12 protein-coding genes, 1 tRNA gene and 3 rRNA genes are annotated in these 16,951 nt (G+C 47.0%); 3 read left to right on the top strand and 13 right to left on the bottom strand.

Annotated elements, in window-relative coordinates; genetic code table 11:
• The first annotated feature begins 80 nt into the window (after positions 1-80).
• Complete coding sequence (gene tadA / locus MKX36_RS00495) at positions 81-581, top strand: tRNA adenosine(34) deaminase TadA (RefSeq protein ID WP_017427224.1); 501 nt, start codon at positions 81-83, stop codon at positions 579-581.
• A gap of 60 nt (positions 582-641) precedes the next feature.
• Positions 642-1,199 (top strand): GNAT family N-acetyltransferase, encoded by a 558-nt coding sequence (locus tag MKX36_RS00490; protein WP_290410618.1) that lies wholly within the window; start codon positions 642-644, stop codon positions 1,197-1,199.
• A gap of 123 nt (positions 1,200-1,322) precedes the next feature.
• Here MKX36_RS00490 and MKX36_RS00485 read toward each other — a convergent pair whose 3' ends face one another.
• From MKX36_RS00485 to MKX36_RS00425, 13 genes are all read right to left on the bottom strand, one after another.
• Positions 1,323-2,399: a hypothetical protein gene (locus MKX36_RS00485; protein WP_031462570.1), complete on the bottom strand. Its 1,077-nt coding sequence runs from the start codon at positions 2,397-2,399 to the stop codon at positions 1,323-1,325.
• Positions 2,400-2,596: 197 nt separating this feature from the next.
• Complete coding sequence (locus MKX36_RS00480; protein ID WP_014599349.1) at positions 2,597-2,752, bottom strand: small acid-soluble spore protein P; 156 nt, start codon at positions 2,750-2,752, stop codon at positions 2,597-2,599.
• A gap of 72 nt (positions 2,753-2,824) precedes the next feature.
• Positions 2,825-2,995, bottom strand: coding sequence for a hypothetical protein (locus MKX36_RS00475; RefSeq protein ID WP_017427220.1), 171 nt, complete (start codon positions 2,993-2,995; stop codon positions 2,825-2,827).
• Positions 2,996-3,022: 27 nt separating this feature from the next.
• Entirely contained in the window at positions 3,023-3,364 is a 342-nt protein-coding gene (locus MKX36_RS00470) for a hypothetical protein (protein WP_017427219.1), read from the bottom strand.
• A gap of 144 nt (positions 3,365-3,508) precedes the next feature.
• Positions 3,509-3,597, bottom strand: a tRNA-Ser gene (locus MKX36_RS00465).
• Positions 3,598-3,687: 90 nt separating this feature from the next.
• Positions 3,688-4,971, bottom strand: coding sequence for a serine--tRNA ligase (serS, locus tag MKX36_RS00460; RefSeq protein ID WP_013368725.1), 1,284 nt, complete (start codon positions 4,969-4,971; stop codon positions 3,688-3,690).
• Between the two features lie 36 nt (positions 4,972-5,007).
• Complete coding sequence (gene pdxT / locus MKX36_RS00455) at positions 5,008-5,574, bottom strand: pyridoxal 5'-phosphate synthase glutaminase subunit PdxT (RefSeq protein WP_017427217.1); 567 nt, start codon at positions 5,572-5,574, stop codon at positions 5,008-5,010.
• A 16-nt stretch (positions 5,575-5,590) separates the two neighbouring features.
• Positions 5,591-6,472, bottom strand: a complete 882-nt coding sequence (gene pdxS, locus MKX36_RS00450; RefSeq protein WP_013368723.1) for a pyridoxal 5'-phosphate synthase lyase subunit PdxS — start codon at positions 6,470-6,472, stop codon at positions 5,591-5,593.
• 132 nt (positions 6,473-6,604) lie between these two features.
• Entirely contained in the window at positions 6,605-7,993 is a 1,389-nt protein-coding gene (locus MKX36_RS00445; RefSeq protein WP_340864026.1) for a D-alanyl-D-alanine carboxypeptidase family protein, read from the bottom strand.
• A gap of 331 nt (positions 7,994-8,324) precedes the next feature.
• Positions 8,325-9,782: an IMP dehydrogenase gene (gene guaB, locus MKX36_RS00440; RefSeq protein WP_340866056.1), complete on the bottom strand. Its 1,458-nt coding sequence runs from the start codon at positions 9,780-9,782 to the stop codon at positions 8,325-8,327.
• Positions 9,783-10,085: 303 nt separating this feature from the next.
• Positions 10,086-10,202: ribosomal RNA gene (gene rrf / locus MKX36_RS00435) — 5S ribosomal RNA — on the bottom strand.
• Between the two features lie 150 nt (positions 10,203-10,352).
• Positions 10,353-13,278 (bottom strand): 23S ribosomal RNA (locus tag MKX36_RS00430).
• Positions 13,279-13,636: 358 nt separating this feature from the next.
• Positions 13,637-15,190, bottom strand: a 16S ribosomal RNA gene (locus tag MKX36_RS00425).
• The 16S, 23S and 5S rRNA genes sit together here, the layout of an rRNA operon.
• Before the next feature lie 612 nt (positions 15,191-15,802).
• On the opposite strand from MKX36_RS00425, the gene MKX36_RS00420 reads away from it, so the two are divergent.
• Positions 15,803-16,837, top strand: a complete 1,035-nt coding sequence (locus MKX36_RS00420) for an alpha/beta hydrolase (protein ID WP_016818884.1) — start codon at positions 15,803-15,805, stop codon at positions 16,835-16,837.
• The last annotated feature ends 114 nt before the right edge of the window (positions 16,838-16,951 follow it).

The raw sequence follows: 16,951 nt of genomic DNA, 5'->3' as shown, positions 1-16,951 counted from the left end.
CCACAATTTTATTCACATCATGTTAACAACGGAATACTTGTTCGTTGGATAATTCCGCGTTTGAAAGGAGCATTTTCCCAGTGACCATTATGGATCACGCCTATTGGATGAGAGAAGCCATTCAGGAAGCGTACAAGGCAGAAGCGTTGGGTGAAGTCCCCATCGGAGCTGTCATTGTAAAAGATAATGAAATCATCGGTCGCGGCTACAATTTGCGCGAGACCGACACCGACCCAACTGCACATGCAGAGATGGTTGCCATCCGGCAGGCCAGTGAGCATTTGGGCGCTTGGCGCCTGCTGGATTGCAGGCTGTATGTCACTTTGGAGCCGTGTCCGATGTGCGCTGGAGCCATTGTGCAATCACGCGTCCCCCATCTAATATACGGCACCACAGATCCCAAGGCGGGTTGTGCAGGCACGCTAATGAATTTATTGCAGGAGCCTCGGTTCAATCATTGTACAGAAGTAACCCGCGGTGTACTTCAGGAGGAATGTGCCTCCATGCTAACAAACTTCTTTCGGCAGCTCCGGCAAAAAAGAGCGGCTGCCAAATTGTCTCCTCCTTCATCTCCATCCTGAGGAGGAAAAGTCCAAAGCTCTTCATCTCACTGCTAATTCCGCGTGAAAGGAGATCACCTTATGCCTATGAGCTTGTATAATACGCCTCAAGGTATCTTTTTACGTCCCCTAAGCTTGGAGGATGGCGAAGCCCTTCTCGCCCTTAGACTTCGAAATAGGGACTCTCATGCGCCCTATGAGCCACTGTATGAGGATTCATTTTTCACTTTAAAAAAACAACAGGATTACATCCGTGAGAGATTGCATCAAGCGGAAGAAGATCGAGGGTACTTGTTTGGTATCTTTCTCTTAAAACAAGAACGGCTGATAGGTTACATCTCCATTTCCAATCTGGTGCGTGGAGTTGGACAATTCGCCGACGTCGGCTATATGATGGATCAACATGAGCAGGGTAAGGGACATATGACGGCCGCTTTAAAGTTGATCATACAGTATGCCTTCCGTGCCTTATCTCTACATCGTCTCCAAGCAGGTACCCTTCTGCATAATGATCGCTCACAACGTGTATTACAGAAGTGTGGCTTTCAACCGGAAGGTATTGCTCGCAAGCTGGTACAGATTCAGGGCGAATGGCAGGATCATCAGATGTTCGGGATTCTAGCTGAAGATGACGTGTGACGAATCTGAACAACTGCACAGAGGACAACTTAATCATGAACAAAAAAACCGCCCGGCCTATGCCGAGCGGTTTTCTTACATCACATTCGAAGAAATGATGTTTGTAATCCTGTCATCCTCTGTTTAAGGAGATACAGTTTGCATTTTTTGTTGTAGTTGTTCGATAGTGAGGACTTGGTCAGCTGTTGGAATCCCCACTTTAAATGATGCTTTTTCATTGATTTTGCTGTATTGCGAGTAGCCTGTTACAGACAACTTCACATTATCTTTCGTAGAAGGATCATTCACTTCCACGTTCGCATTCAGATCTTGATACACAGGAACGTTATCCTTGTTCAAAGCAGTGTTAATGTCAAACTGTTTCACTGTCAAATAGTTCTTCAACTCATCCAGCTTTTTGCTAACTTCGCTGGTGTTGGATTGCAGTTCTTTTTTCGCTTCAGCCAGTTCTTCCTTCTTCACTTGAAGCATGCCAGCATATTCGTCTTTAGACATTATATCCAAGACCTTAGGAAGCGCCTTAGTGATAAATGTATTGGTCGCTTGCTTCACGTTATCGTTCGTGATTTTAAACTGAACCACTTGTTTAGCTTCAACGCCTTGCGGCAATTTAGCATCTTTAGGATCAATATCAAAGAAATACGTAGCTTGATCATACTCGCCCATGATCGCAGCAATCACTTCGTTCGCAAATTTCTGAGATTTTTCCTGATCCATGGTTGCTGGGTTAAATTCTTGTCCCGTTTGTTTAGCCAGTTCTTGTGGATCAATGAGCAGGAATTTACCTACAACATCCTGTGGAAGCGGGTAAAATGGAATATTAGGAATTTTAACGTACAATTTATCTTTAGTCATTACCATTGGAATCGTAAAGCTAGTAGAAAGATCACCTTTCAAATGAATGCCAAGCGTCATTTCAGATTGGAAAGGCTCCTTTTGGTATACGCCATCCAGTGTAATATCAGCATTTTTCAGCATGCTAGTTACCATTGCACTTTGCTCAGCTGGCACAGAAGCGGAGGTAATTGTCAGTTCCTTAACGGTAAATTGACTTTTGGATTCATAGGAATTCAACTTCATCGCATTTGCTGTACCAGTCGTAACAGCTTCCTTCGGTTCTAACTTCTTGCTACAACCTACCAGCGCTACCGTCATTAGCAACACCATAGTGAGGACCAAGACGGATAATTTTTTACTCATTGTGTAGATTCTCTCCTCTCATAATTAACCCCTTTTTTTATGCTAACAAAAAAATACACTCCCTCTATTTTAACTCATATTCATAAACGGCGAAACACTTATTGGAAAATTTTCTTGCAATAAGCACAAAGACACCCTGGCTCTCTAACCAGGGTGTACTATACTTCTTAATATTTTTAGGAGAAAAGTCTGACTGCTTATGAACCTTGTCTGTTATGGTGATCCACGTGATTGCGCTGTTTCACCTTCTTGGAACCGGATAACGGCTCTTGTTGATGACTACGCTCACGCTTTTCGTTACTTCCACCAGAATCCTGAGCCTCGGGAACAGGAACAGCTCTAGGTTTGCCCATTTACGCATCCTCCATTCTCAGTCTAAATTATTGGCACATCAACGAATCCGTTTATTACCATTTAAAATAGGACTATAGATGGTTCAGATCTTCCGTTTTATCGTGATTCAGTGAATCCTGATGACGACGATCATTACGATCCTGCTGCACTTGCTGTGCCTGATGACTATTGACTGGACGTTGTTCCAAATCATCGACAATGTTGGACAGGTTTTTATCCAATCCGTTTTTGGCCTTGGTCATGTAACCTTCCTCCTCATTCCTTCATGACTACGAGTGCGTTAATGACTGTAATGTTTGGGCGCATTGGTGAATGTGCCGCGTATAATCGGACACCAGCTGTTGAATGATATCTGTTCGTTCATCCACAGACCGTCCGTCACGCTCTACATCGACTAAGCTAACCTGTACCTCCCGAGAATCTACATACGTACATGCAAAGTTAAAGGAGTACATTTGTCGGCCTTCTACCTCGATATGGATTCGTATAGCCCGGTTATCAGCTTCATCTGCCTGTACCTGTGATTTATCCCCTGAATTCAAAAGAATCGGCAGTTGTTCCTGCCAGGCCTCTACCAGCTTTTGCTGATCTACTGTCATTTCTCGATTCATGCCAGCACCTCCACATCTGATAACGTGTGAAAAAAACAGGTTTTTTATACAACAAAAAAGCCATTCTTCACGATCCTGATCATTAGCATATAGAGCCTAATGTACCAGCTATCAGATTCGAATGGCTTGGTTTTATTTAGAATATGGCGGAGAGGATGGGATTCGAACCCATGTGAGCTTGCACTCTAACGGTTTTCAAGACCGCCCCGTTATGACCGCTTCGGTACCTCTCCAGGTGGTAAATGGATAAAGCTGCTTCCCTCTATTAAACAACTCAGGCGCAACAAAATTATTTTACCACAGAATTTTTAAGAATGCAAGGCTTACTGTTTAGGAGTTATAACCTCAATGCCTCGCATGTATGAACGTAGCACTTCGGGAATCACAATGCTTCCGTCCTCTTGCTGATAGTTCTCCAAAATAGCAGCTACAGTCCGTCCTACAGCCAATCCTGAACCGTTCAGTGTATGTACAAATTCAGGCTTTGCCTTCGCATCTGGACGAAACCGGATGTTTGCACGACGCGCTTGGAAGTCTTCAGTGTTGGAACAGGAAGAAATCTCACGGTACATGCCGCTCTCCGGCAACCATACTTCCAGATCGTACGTTTTGGCAGACGTAAAACCCATATCTCCTGTGCAAAGTGCCAGCACCCGATATGGAAGTCCAAGCAGCTGCAAAACACGCTCAGCGTTATTCGTCATTTTCTCTAATTCTTCATAAGAGGTATCTGGGTGAACCAGCTTGAGCATTTCCACCTTATTGAATTGATGCTGACGAATCAAGCCACGTGTATCACGCCCTGCTGATCCTGCCTCTGAGCGAAAGCAAGAGCTGTATGCCACATAATATTTAGGAAGCTGATCTGCATTCATAATCTCTTCACGGTGGTAGTTCGTTACCGGAACTTCGGCCGTAGGAATAAGATAATACTCGGTATCACGCAGTTTAAACAGATCCTCTTCAAACTTCGGAAGCTGACCCGTTCCGTACAGACTGTCCCGATTTACAATGTATGGAGGTAGCATTTCTTCATAACCATGCTCACTGCTGTGCAGATCCATCATAAAGTTAATTAGCGCACGTTCCAATCGCGCTCCCAGTCCCTTATAGAACGTAAAACGAGAACCCGTCACCTTAGCTGCAGCCTCAAAATCAAGAATATCTAGATCCTGAGCCAACTCCCAATGCGCTTTGGGTGTAAAAGAAAACTCGCGCGGCTCCGACCAGCGGCGAATTTCCACATTATCCTCTTCCGAAGCGCCTACAGGCACAGTCTCATTAGGAATATTAGGAATCGACATCACCAGTTCGTCGATCTGAACTTCCAGTTCCCGCACTTGCTCATCCAATTCTTTAATACGATCGGAGACCTGGCGCATTTCAGCAATAAGATCATCCGCATTTTCCTTATTCTTCTTCAACTTGGCTACTTCACCAGATACGACATTCCGACGATTTTTGAGTCCTTCACTTTCCTGAAGCAACTCACGACGGCTTACATCCAGATCTGTAAAACCATTAATCAGATCCAGAGATTTACCTCTGTTCTGTAAAGCTTTCTCAACCCGACCAAGCTCATTACGCAAAATCTTTATATCTAACACAGGTGATCCCTCCTACACTACAAACCTGACTTTCCGCTATCCGCGGACCATATCCACAAAATACTGATGTAACCGGTAATCGTCTGTTAATTCCGGATGGAAGGATGAAGCCAGCAGATGACCCTGACGGGCTGCTACAATCTCGCCGTTATACTCAGATAGCACATCTACTCCCATTCCGACAGATTGTATTAAAGGCGCGCGTATAAACACCGCACGAACCGGCTCCTCAATCCCTTTAATGTTCAAGTCAGTTTCAAAGCTTTCTCGTTGGCGACCAAAGGCATTACGCGATACTGTAATATCCATGAGTCCCAAATGTGCTTCTTCCTGTCCTTGAATCGTCTTGGCCAGTACAATCAATCCCGCGCAAGTGCCAAATACAGGCTTCCCTTGATTGGAAAATTGGCGTATAGCCTCTATAAAATCATACTTGCGCATTAGCTTACCGATAGTGGTGCTTTCACCACCAGGAATGATAAGACCGGACAGCTCATCGAGCTGTTCGATCTTCTTCACTGCTATACCTTCAGCACCCGCACGTTCAACACTTCGTATATGCTCAGCTACAGCGCCTTGCAGCGACAATACACCTATTTTCATGCCGGTCCCTTCTTTCTTACCAACCACGATCTTGCATGCGCTCATGCGATGCCAGTTTGGAAATTTCAATGCCTTTCATAGGAGTCCCCAAATTCTTGGACACTTCTGCAATCAGCTTGTAATCCGTATAATGAGTGGTCGCTTCCACAATGGCCCGTGCAAATTTCTCAGGACTATCCGACTTGAAGATACCAGAACCTACAAATACACCATCAGCGCCTAAATGCATCATCAACGCAGCATCTGCAGGTGTTGCTACACCGCCCGCTGCGAAGTTAACCACTGGAAGCTTACCAAGCTCATGCACTTCCAACAGCAGCTCATAAGCAACTCCGAGGTTTTTCGCTTCTGCATACAGCTCGTCCTTTGACAGGTTTTGCACCTTGCGAATTTGACCATTGATAAAACGCATGTGACGAACAGCCTCAACAATATTTCCAGTTCCCGGTTCACCCTTTGTACGGATCATAGATGCGCCTTCACCGATACGACGCAATGCTTCCCCTAGATCCTTTGCTCCACAAACAAATGGAACGGTGAACTCCCGTTTATCGATATGGAATACCTCATCCGCAGGTGTCAATACTTCGCTCTCATCGAGGTAGTCAACACCTAGAGATTCCAGTACCTTTGCCTCAACAAAGTGACCAATACGAGCCTTAGCCATAACAGGAATAGAAACAACCTTCATTACCTCTTCCACAATCGTAGGGTCAGCCATGCGAGCAACCCCACCCGCTGCACGGATATCCGAAGGCACTCGTTCAAGAGCCATTACGGCCGTAGCGCCTGCTGCCTCAGCAATTTTAGCCTGTTCAGCGTTCATGACATCCATGATTACGCCGCCTTTTTGCATCTCTGCCATACCTCTTTTTACACGTGAAGTTCCCGTTTCCATGTCGTTGCCTCCTGTAAGGGTTACGTTTAGATTTCTAACTTAAGATTTTACCGTACGAACGCCAAATACACAATCATTTCAAGTTGCAAAATAAGTAATGCAGAACAGGTTAGACCGGTTAGCGTTTCATCTTTAGAAGAGATTTTTAATTCCCTGGAACAAATCGCCGAAGAAATCACCAATTGCCCGGAAAAGCATTCGGAACCAACCACCCTCTTCTACTGCTGTAGTTGTAACCAAATCAACAGTTTTCGTCTGGCCTTTATCCACGCCATCCGTTTTGTATGTGTACGTAATCGTTCCGACTTTTGCCCCTTGCTTCAAAGGTGCCACGAGAGAGCTTGCTGGTGTTATATTCGTTGTAAAGGTTACCTTAGGATTGCTCGCACCCTTGGGCACGATAAAACTTACTGCATCTTTTGTGACGATCGGCACTTCTGTTTCTGTACCTTTGGTCACAGGCACATTCTCAACGCCCTTAACCACTGTCTTTGGAGCCACAACCTGCTTCACTTCAAAGTTATCAAAGCCATAATTCAACACTTTAGCCGTCTCTGTAAAACGGTGTGCATCAGAGTCAGCGCCCATAACTACACTGATGAGACGCATTCCATTACGTTCAGCCGTACCTGTAAAACAGTTTCCAGCATTAGCCGTATGACCTGTTTTCATTCCGTCTAAGCCTGGATAAGCAAACTTTCTAAAGTTAGTAATATTTTTGTTCGCTTCTAGCATCCAGTTATAGTTAATAATCGGTGCTTTATCCGTTGGACGGAATTTGTACGATTGAATTGTGGTAAACCGTGTATAATCTGGATGGTCCTTAATGATGTAACCTGCTAGAGTAGCTGCGTCTCTCGCAGTCATCACAGTTTCCCGGTCTGTGTCCGGTTGAAACCCTGCAGGCATATCCTTGCGATCCAAGCCAGTCGAGTTGATAAAATACGTATTTTTCATACCCATTTTCTGAGCTGTTGCATTCATTAGTTTCACAAAATCCTGCTCGGTTCCAGATACGCGTTCAGCAAGAGCTACTGTTGCATCATTGGCAGAACCTACTGCCATGGCAATATAAAGCTCTTCTACCGTATGTTGATCCCCTTGAGCCAAAAAAATACGTGATCCGATACTCTTAGAAGCATTCTCGTTCACTGTAACCTTATCCGTCCACTTAAGTTTGCCTTGCTTAACCTGCTCCGCTACGATGTACTCTGTCATCATTTTGGTCATACTGGCTGGCGGGAGCGGCTCATCTGGATTCATAGAAAGCAAAACCTGCCCAGTGGAAGGCTCAATCAAAATAGCTGAACGAAGTGCCAGACTAGGGGGGTTAATAGAACCTGTTCCCGTGATATTCGTTGCCTCTGTTGCCGCTCCAGCAGCAAAAGTAGCCACGCTTGAATCGAAATTGCCTACAACAGGTAAGGCCGACATATACATCATATTAAGCACCATGACTGCAGTCACACTCTTTTTAATCATGCTGCGTTTATTATTTTTCTTAAAATTGTTCGCTTTCAAATGAATACAAACTCCTCTCGTACCTCAACCCGAACCGCTATGCTATGTATAACGAGACGGTGGTTACAGCCTTTACTTGGCCAAAGAATTAATGTTTTAGTATTATACAATTTAGTGTCATTTCGTTTCCTAAGATATAGCTTGTCATGAGCATTCTGTGCCCGAATCTTCTTAACTGGTAGGAATCGTCCAAAATACCTAAGCGTCCTAATTCATCAATAACCTCATGAGAAGGCGGACACTTGTCTATTCTATCACAGGGGTATCTCTAAAAAAAGACAGGCAGAGCGAAATGCGCTCTGCCTGTCGTCAAGTCTATTACAGCCGAACTTTATAGAGAGTAGTTTGGTGCTTCTTTCGTAATCTGCACATCATGCGGATGGCTTTCGCGCAGACCTGCACCTGTAATACGGATAAAGCTTGTATCGTTTCGAAGCTCCTCAATATTAGCAGTACCACAATATCCCATACCAGAACGAAGACCGCCCAACAGCTGGTGCACAGTGTCGGAAAGTGGTCCTTTATAAGCAACGCGTCCCTCAATACCTTCCGGCACCAATTTCTTGTCGTCATCTTGGAAATAACGATCTTTACTACCTTGCTTCATCGCAGCCATAGAGCCCATACCACGATATACTTTGAAGCGACGTCCTTGATAAATTTCCGACTCGCCTGGGCTTTCTTCCGTACCTGCAAAAAGACTTCCCAGCATTACTGCAGAGGCCCCTGCCGCAATGGCCTTTGTAATTTCACCAGAGTATTTAATACCGCCATCTGCAATAATCGGAATATTATATTCACGTGCTACTGTTGCACAATCATAAATAGCTGTTATTTGTGGAACACCAATCCCTGCAATTACGCGTGTTGTACAGATAGAGCCTGGACCAATACCGACCTTAACGACCGATGCTCCTGCTTCAATCAATTCGCGCGTTCCGTCACCTGTAGCTACATTACCTGCTACAATCGTCAGGTCAGGATATGTTTTACGCAACTCGCGGACTGCTTCAATAATGTTAATATGATGGCCATGAGCGGAATCCACAACAATCAAATCCACACCAGCTTTTACAAGTGCATCAGTCCGTTCAAACGTATCCTTGGAAATGCCGACAGCCGCACCGACCAGAAGACGCCCTTGTGCATCCTTCGCTGCGTTCGGAAATTGAATAGCTTTCTCAATATCTTTGATGGTGATCAAACCTTTGAGGTAGTTCCCTTCATCGACCAGTGGAAGCTTTTCAATTTTATGCTTTTGCAAAATGACTTCCGCTTCCTGTAAAGTCGTGCCTACTGGTGCAGTTACCAGTTCTTCCTTCGTCATGACTTCACTAATTTTAAGATCAAAGTCGTGAATAAAGCGAAGATCACGGTTAGTAATAATACCCACCAATTTGTTCTCTTCGTTTACAACAGGCACACCGGAAATACGATATTTACCCATAACGGCCTCAGCATCGGATACCAAGTGATCCGGAGTCAATGAGAATGGGTTGGTGATAACACCGCTCTCTGAGCGTTTAACCTTATCTACCTCTACCGCTTGCTGTTCAATCGACATATTTTTATGAATAACACCAATACCGCCCTCACGAGCCATCGCAATTGCTAACACTGCCTCAGTAACAGTATCCATACCAGCACTCATTAAAGGAATGTTCAGCTTCACGTTATCACTCAAACGAGTCGCTACGCTTACTTCTTTGGGCAGTACCACCGACTTACGAGGTACCAACAAAACATCGTCAAAGGTAAGGCCTTCCTTACCGAATTTATCTTCCCACACCAAGATGATCCTCCTTCAAAATGTTTAGTCTGTATTGGTCTTGTTGTCTGTCCGACATGGACAAATCAAGGCTCTCTGAAAATATATTATTGCAATCTTAGCAAAGCGGTATAGGGGTGTCAAGCCTTCATCAACAGCCCTAACCCGTAGTATTTCCCTGTACAAACAACTGTACTCCTACGAAGGACAACTATTATAAACAAACGGCTTTAAAGGTACCAAAGGAGTAAGAATATAAATAAATTCACTTATATACAAAAAAGGATCATGATCTTTTTGAGATCATGATCCTTTTTACTTGTTGCTTGGCAACGTCCTACTCTCCCAGGACCCTGCGGTCCAAGTACCATCGGCGCTGGAGGGCTTAACGGTCGTGTTCGGGATGGGTACGTGTGGAACCCCTCCGCTATCGCCACCAAACATGAATTTGCCTCGCAAATTCTTCCGTAAGCTTATTCGCTTCAGCACAGATCGTGTGAATGAATCGCCATACGCTTGTCGTATGTACTTCTACATACCTTCAAGGTTACACCCTGAAAACTGGATCCGAAACTTCCTTGCGTCTTATCTTAGGATAAGCCCTCGACCGATTAGTATTGGTCAGCTCCATGCATTACTGCACTTCCACCCCCAACCTATCTACCTCGTCGTCTTCAAGGGGTCTTACATACTGGGAAATCTCATCTTGAGGGGGGCTTCACGCTTAGATGCTTTCAGCGCTTATCCCTTCCGTACATAGCTACCCAGCGGTGCTCCTGGCGGAACAACTGGTACACCAGCGGTACGTCCATCCCGGTCCTCTCGTACTAAGGACAGCTCCTCTCAAATTTCCTACGCCCACGACAGATAGGGACCGAACTGTCTCACGACGTTCTGAACCCAGCTCGCGTACCGCTTTAATGGGCGAACAGCCCAACCCTTGGGACCTACTTCAGCCCCAGGATGCGATGAGCCGACATCGAGGTGCCAAACCTCCCCGTCGATGTGGACTCTTGGGGGAGATAAGCCTGTTATCCCCAGGGTAGCTTTTATCCGTTGAGCGATGGCCCTTCCATGCGGTACCACCGGATCACTAAGCCCGACTTTCGTCCCTGCTCGACTTGTAGGTCTCGCAGTCAAGCTCCCTTCTGCCTTTGCACTCTTCGAATGATTTCCAACCATTCTGAGGGAACCTTGGGGCGCCTCCGTTACTCTTTAGGAGGCGACCGCCCCAGTCAAACTGCCCACCTGACACTGTCCTCGTACCGGATCACGGTACCAAGTTAGAACCTAGATACGATCAGGGTGGTATCCCAAGGATGCCTCCCTTCAAGCTGGCGCTCAAAGTTCTACGGCTCCCACCTATCCTGTACAGATCGTACCCAAATTCAATATCAAGCTGCAGTAAAGCTCCATGGGGTCTTTCCGTCTTGTCGCGGGTAACCTGCATCTTCACAGGTATTAAAATTTCACCGGATCTCTCGTTGAGACAGCGCCCAAGTCGTTACGCCATTCGTGCGGGTCAGAATTTACCTGACAAGGAATTTCGCTACCTTAGGACCGTTATAGTTACGGCCGCCGTTTACTGGGGCTTCGGTTCATAGCTTCGCCCGAAGGCTTACCACTCCCCTTAACCTTCCAGCACCGGGCAGGCGTCAGCCCGTATACTTCGCCTTGCGGCTTCGCACAGACCTGTGTTTTTGCTAAACAGTCGCTTGGGCCTTTTCACTGCGGCCCCCTCGGGCTATTCACCCTACCGAGGCACCCCTTCTCCCGAAGTTACGGGGTCATTTTGCCGAGTTCCTTAACGAGAGTTCTTCCGCGCGCCTTAGAATTCTCTTCTCGCCTACCTGTGTCGGTTTGCGGTACGGGCACCTTCTCCTGGCTAGAGGCTTTTCTTGGCAGTCTGAGATCATGACCTTCGCTACTATAATTTTCGCTCCCCATCACAGCCCAGCCTTCACGATGTGCGGATTTGCCTACACACCAGCCTCACTGCTTAGACGGACATCCATCAGTCCGCGTCACTACCCTACTGCGTCACCCCATCGCTCATAGCGGATTACGGTGGTACAGGAATTTCTACCTGTTGTCCTTCGACTACGCCTATCGGCCTCGCCTTAGGTCCCGACTTACCCTGAGCGGACGAACCTTCCTCAGGAACCCTTAGGCTTTCGGCGGATCTGATTCTCACAGATCTTTTCGTTACTCATACCGGCATTCTCACTTGAATGCAGTCCAGCGCTCCTTCCGGTACACCTTCAACCCGCATTCAACGCTCCCCTACCCCTGATGCAAGCATCAAGCCATAGCTTCGGTGGTGTGTTTAGCCCCGTTACATTTTCGGCGCAGAGTCACTCGACCAGTGAGCTATTACGCACTCTTTCAATGGTGGCTGCTTCTAAGCCAACATCCTGGTTGTCTGTGCAACTCCACATCCTTTCCCACTTAACACACACTTGGGGACCTTAGCTGATGGTCTGGGCTGTTTCCCTTTCGACAATGGATCTTAGCACTCACTGTCTGACTCCCGGAACTAAATCTATGGCATTCGGAGTTTGACTGAGCTTGGTAACCCTTGCGGGCCCCGCACCCAATCAGTGCTCTACCTCCACGATTCTTTTTTCCGAGGCTAGCCCTAAAGCTATTTCGGGGAGAACCAGCTATCTCCGGGTTCGATTGGAATTTCTCCGCTACCCCCACCTCATCCCCGCATTTTTCAACATGCGTGGGTTCGGGCCTCCAGTGCGTGTTACCGCACCTTCACCCTGGACAGGGGTAGATCACCCGGTTTCGGGTCTACGTCCACGTACTCATTCGCCCTATTCAGACTCGCTTTCGCTGCGGCTTCAGCTCTTCACCTTAACCTTGCACGGGAACGTAACTCGCCGGTTCATTCTACAAAAGGCACGCCATCACCCATAGATCGGGCTCTGACTTCTTGTAAGCACACGGTTTCAGGATCTATTTCACTCCCCTTCCGGGGTGCTTTTCACCTTTCCCTCACGGTACTGCTTCACTATCGGTCGCCAGGGAGTATTTAGCCTTGGCAGATGGTCCTGCCGGATTCATACGGGGTTTCACGTGCCCCGCACTACTCGGGATCCGTCTCGGAGGGAACGGGTTTTGAACTACAGGGCTTTTACCTTCTCTGGCGGGCCTTTCCAGACCTCTTCATCTAACCGGTTCCTTTGTAACTCCATGTGAGACGTCCCACAACCCCAAGGAGCAAGCTCCTTGGTTTGGGCTAATCCGCGTTCGCTCGCCGCTACTGACGGAATCACTATTGTTTTCTCTTCCTCAGGGTACTTAGATGTTTCAGTTCCCCTGGTCTGCCTCTCACTCACCTATGAATTCAGTGAGTAGTGACTGTCGATGAAGACAGCCGGGTTTCCCCATTCGGACATCCCCGGATCAAAGCTTGCTTACAGCTCCCCGAGGCCTTATCGTTGTTCGCCACGTCCTTCGTCGGCTCCTGGCGCCTAGGCATCCTCCGTGTGCTCTTTGTAGCTTAACCTAGACTTTTCTTTCATAAAAAGAAAATGTCGATATCTGCTACCTTTATTTCACTTGTTTACACAAGATCAGCTTAAAGGAATATTCTAAAACGCAATTTCGTTTCGGTATCCAGTTTTCAAGGTGCAATTCGCTTCGTCGAAGCGAAGCCCGATGAATATTTCGGTTCCACACGATGTGTGAATGAAACATTCGTCCAAGCTTGAGAGTTTGAACTCTCAAAACTGAGCAACGAGTGAGTAAGTTCAGGATATCCATTTCATTCACACATATTGTGATGAACCGAATTGAATATCCGGTCGCAGGTACATGTACCTGCTGATTTGAATGTTTCCATTGCAGGAAACGATTCTCCATAGAAAGGAGGTGATCCAGCCGCACCTTCCGATACGGCTACCTTGTTACGACTTCACCCCAATCATCTACCCCACCTTCGGCGGCTGGCTCCTTGCGGTTACCTCACCGACTTCGGGTGTTGTAAACTCTCGTGGTGTGACGGGCGGTGTGTACAAGACCCGGGAACGTATTCACCGCGGCATGCTGATCCGCGATTACTAGCAATTCCGACTTCATGTAGGCGAGTTGCAGCCTACAATCCGAACTGAGACCGGCTTTTCTAGGATTGGCTCCACCTCGCGGCTTCGCTTCCCGTTGTACCGGCCATTGTAGTACGTGTGTAGCCCAGGTCATAAGGGGCATGATGATTTGACGTCATCCCCACCTTCCTCCGGTTTGTCACCGGCAGTCTGCTTAGAGTGCCCAGCTTGACCTGCTGGCAACTAAGCATAAGGGTTGCGCTCGTTGCGGGACTTAACCCAACATCTCACGACACGAGCTGACGACAACCATGCACCACCTGTCTCCTCTGTCCCGAAGGAAAGATCTATCTCTAGACCGGTCAAAGGGATGTCAAGACCTGGTAAGGTTCTTCGCGTTGCTTCGAATTAAACCACATACTCCACTGCTTGTGCGGGTCCCCGTCAATTCCTTTGAGTTTCAGTCTTGCGACCGTACTCCCCAGGCGGAATGCTTAATGTGTTAACTTCGGCACCAAGGGTATCGAAACCCCTAACACCTAGCATTCATCGTTTACGGCGTGGACTACCAGGGTATCTAATCCTGTTTGCTCCCCACGCTTTCGCGCCTCAGCGTCAGTTACAGCCCAGAGAGTCGCCTTCGCCACTGGTGTTCCTCCACATCTCTACGCATTTCACCGCTACACGTGGAATTCCACTCTCCTCTTCTGCACTCAAGCTCCCCAGTTTCCAGTGCGACCCGAAGTTGAGCCTCGGGATTAAACACCAGACTTAAAGAGCCGCCTGCGCGCGCTTTACGCCCAATAATTCCGGACAACGCTTGCCCCCTACGTATTACCGCGGCTGCTGGCACGTAGTTAGCCGGGGCTTTCTTCTCAGGTACCGTCACCTCAAGAGCAGTTACTCTCTCAAGCGTTCTTCCCTGGCAACAGAGCTTTACGATCCGAAAACCTTCATCACTCACGCGGCGTTGCTCCGTCAGGCTTTCGCCCATTGCGGAAGATTCCCTACTGCTGCCTCCCGTAGGAGTCTGGGCCGTGTCTCAGTCCCAGTGTGGCCGATCACCCTCTCAGGTCGGCTACGCATCGTCGCCTTGGTAGGCCTTTACCCCACCAACTAGCTAATGCGCCGCAGGCCCATCCACAAGTGACAGATTGCTCCGCCTTTCCTCCTTCTCCCATGCAGGAAAAGGATGTATCGGGTATTAGCTACCGTTTCCGGTAGTTATCCCTGTCTTGTGGGCAGGTTGCCTACGTGTTACTCACCCGTCCGCCGCTAGGTTAGTTAGAAGCAAGCTTCTAACTAACCCCGCTCGACTTGCATGTATTAGGCACGCCGCCAGCGTTCGTCCTGAGCCAGGATCAAACTCTCCATTAAAGACCAACCGAAGTTGGTTATAGAAAGAGCGATTAGCTCATTTTGAAACTGACGAGATAAAATATCTCTTTGTTTGATTTTGCGAACAAAATCAATTTACTCACTCGTTGTTCAGTTTTCAAAGATCAAACATTTCTTTCGTTGAATCAACTCATCGCCTCATCAACTCTTATATCATATCACTTCCGAACCAACTTTGCAAGCATTTTTTAAAACGTTTTTTTGTATCTCTCGCTCGCAACCACTATGTCTTCTTGGCCGGAATTAGAGTATATCATTCTTGATTTTTAAATGCAAGCTTTTTTATTAAATTGTTTTCACACCTATTATGTTTGTAGCTGGGCCCTAGGCTTTTGTTCAAATGGTTCCTAGATTGTATATTCATTTTTTCTTTAATATTGATGATTTGACAAACAAAGGATGGGTATAAATGATAAGGAACGCCCGCGCCATTCCCCCCAGCCTTTAATAGTGAAAAGGTAGATACTACGGAACTCCAACTTAATGTTTACATGAAAGTTCATCATGAACCAACCACACCAAAGCAATTTTACCTCATATGAAATAGATGTTGTGAATTGAATAATGACCTTATAGAGGAGTAGATGTTATATGAAACAACGAAGGCTGACCTGGACGAAAGTTGTGTTTTGGGTTATCTCTTGCTTACTGCTTGTTGTTATCTCTGGATTTGTGTATGAGTGGATTGCATCCAAACATGATAAGTCGCAACATCCTCCTCTGGGGAGAATGGTCGACGCTGGAGGTTATCGTCTCCATATTCATAAAATGGGTGCCGGCTCTCCAACGATAGTGCTTGAATCAGGGAGCGGGGAAAGTAGCCTTTCTTGGAGAGATATTCCCGAGAAGCTATCATCCTTTGCCACCGTTGTATCCTATGATCGGGCAGGCTATGCATGGAGCGAAGAGGCAAATACTCCACGTACCGGCGAAAACATCGTTCGGGAGCTTCATACCGCTCTAAAAAATGCAGACATCCAAGCTCCATATATCCTTGTAGGCCATTCCCTCGGGGGGATGTACTCAAGACTCTATGCACAGACGTACAGAGACGAAGTCGCAGGATTGGTTCTGGTGGATGCTAGGCCTGAGAATGATGCCCGCCGGACAAATAAGATCTATGCCAAAGAACGGCCTAAGGTTAATCCCTCGCCGCTCATATCCATTCTCCTAGAAAGATCGGGGGCTTTTCGTCTGTTCCCCAACTTAATGCTAAACGGTCGGGTGGAGTATCGAGATAGAAAATCTTTCGTGAACATTGTTGCTTCCCCCAAGTACTTTCGCTCTGTTGCCGAGGAGGGTGATCTGGCGAGCACTACCGAAGATGCCATACGCGGCCAGCATTTGGGCAACCTCCCTGTACGCGTAATTGCCCGAGGCATTCAGCAAAATTTGACTCAGTTCGGTATAAGTAAGCGTGGAAATGATCAGATCGAACAAAGCTGGCAAATCGGGCAGCGCGAGATGCTCCACATCTCTAACAACAGCAAGCTTATTGTCGCCAAAAAGAGCGAACATATGATTATCCATGATCAACCTGAGCTCGTCATTCAAGTCATCCGTGATCTCATCTCCAATATCCATTATTCTCGGTCAACCATTGCTAAAACAAACACTGATCATTAGGGGCGCTACTCTCTGCATGTTGCGGATTTCATAAAATAAAAAGAACGCCCGGGTCCCTCCTTTATAAAGGAACCCTGGCGTCTTTGTTGCCCACTACTATTCTGGTTGATTGAT

The sequence above is a fragment of the Paenibacillus sp. FSL W8-0439 genome (assembly GCF_038008995.1).
Taxonomy (GTDB): Bacteria; Bacillota; Bacilli; order Paenibacillales; family Paenibacillaceae; genus Paenibacillus; species Paenibacillus polymyxa.
Note: the sequence above shows the minus strand (reverse complement) of the source record. Positions and strands in the feature narration are given on the sequence as shown.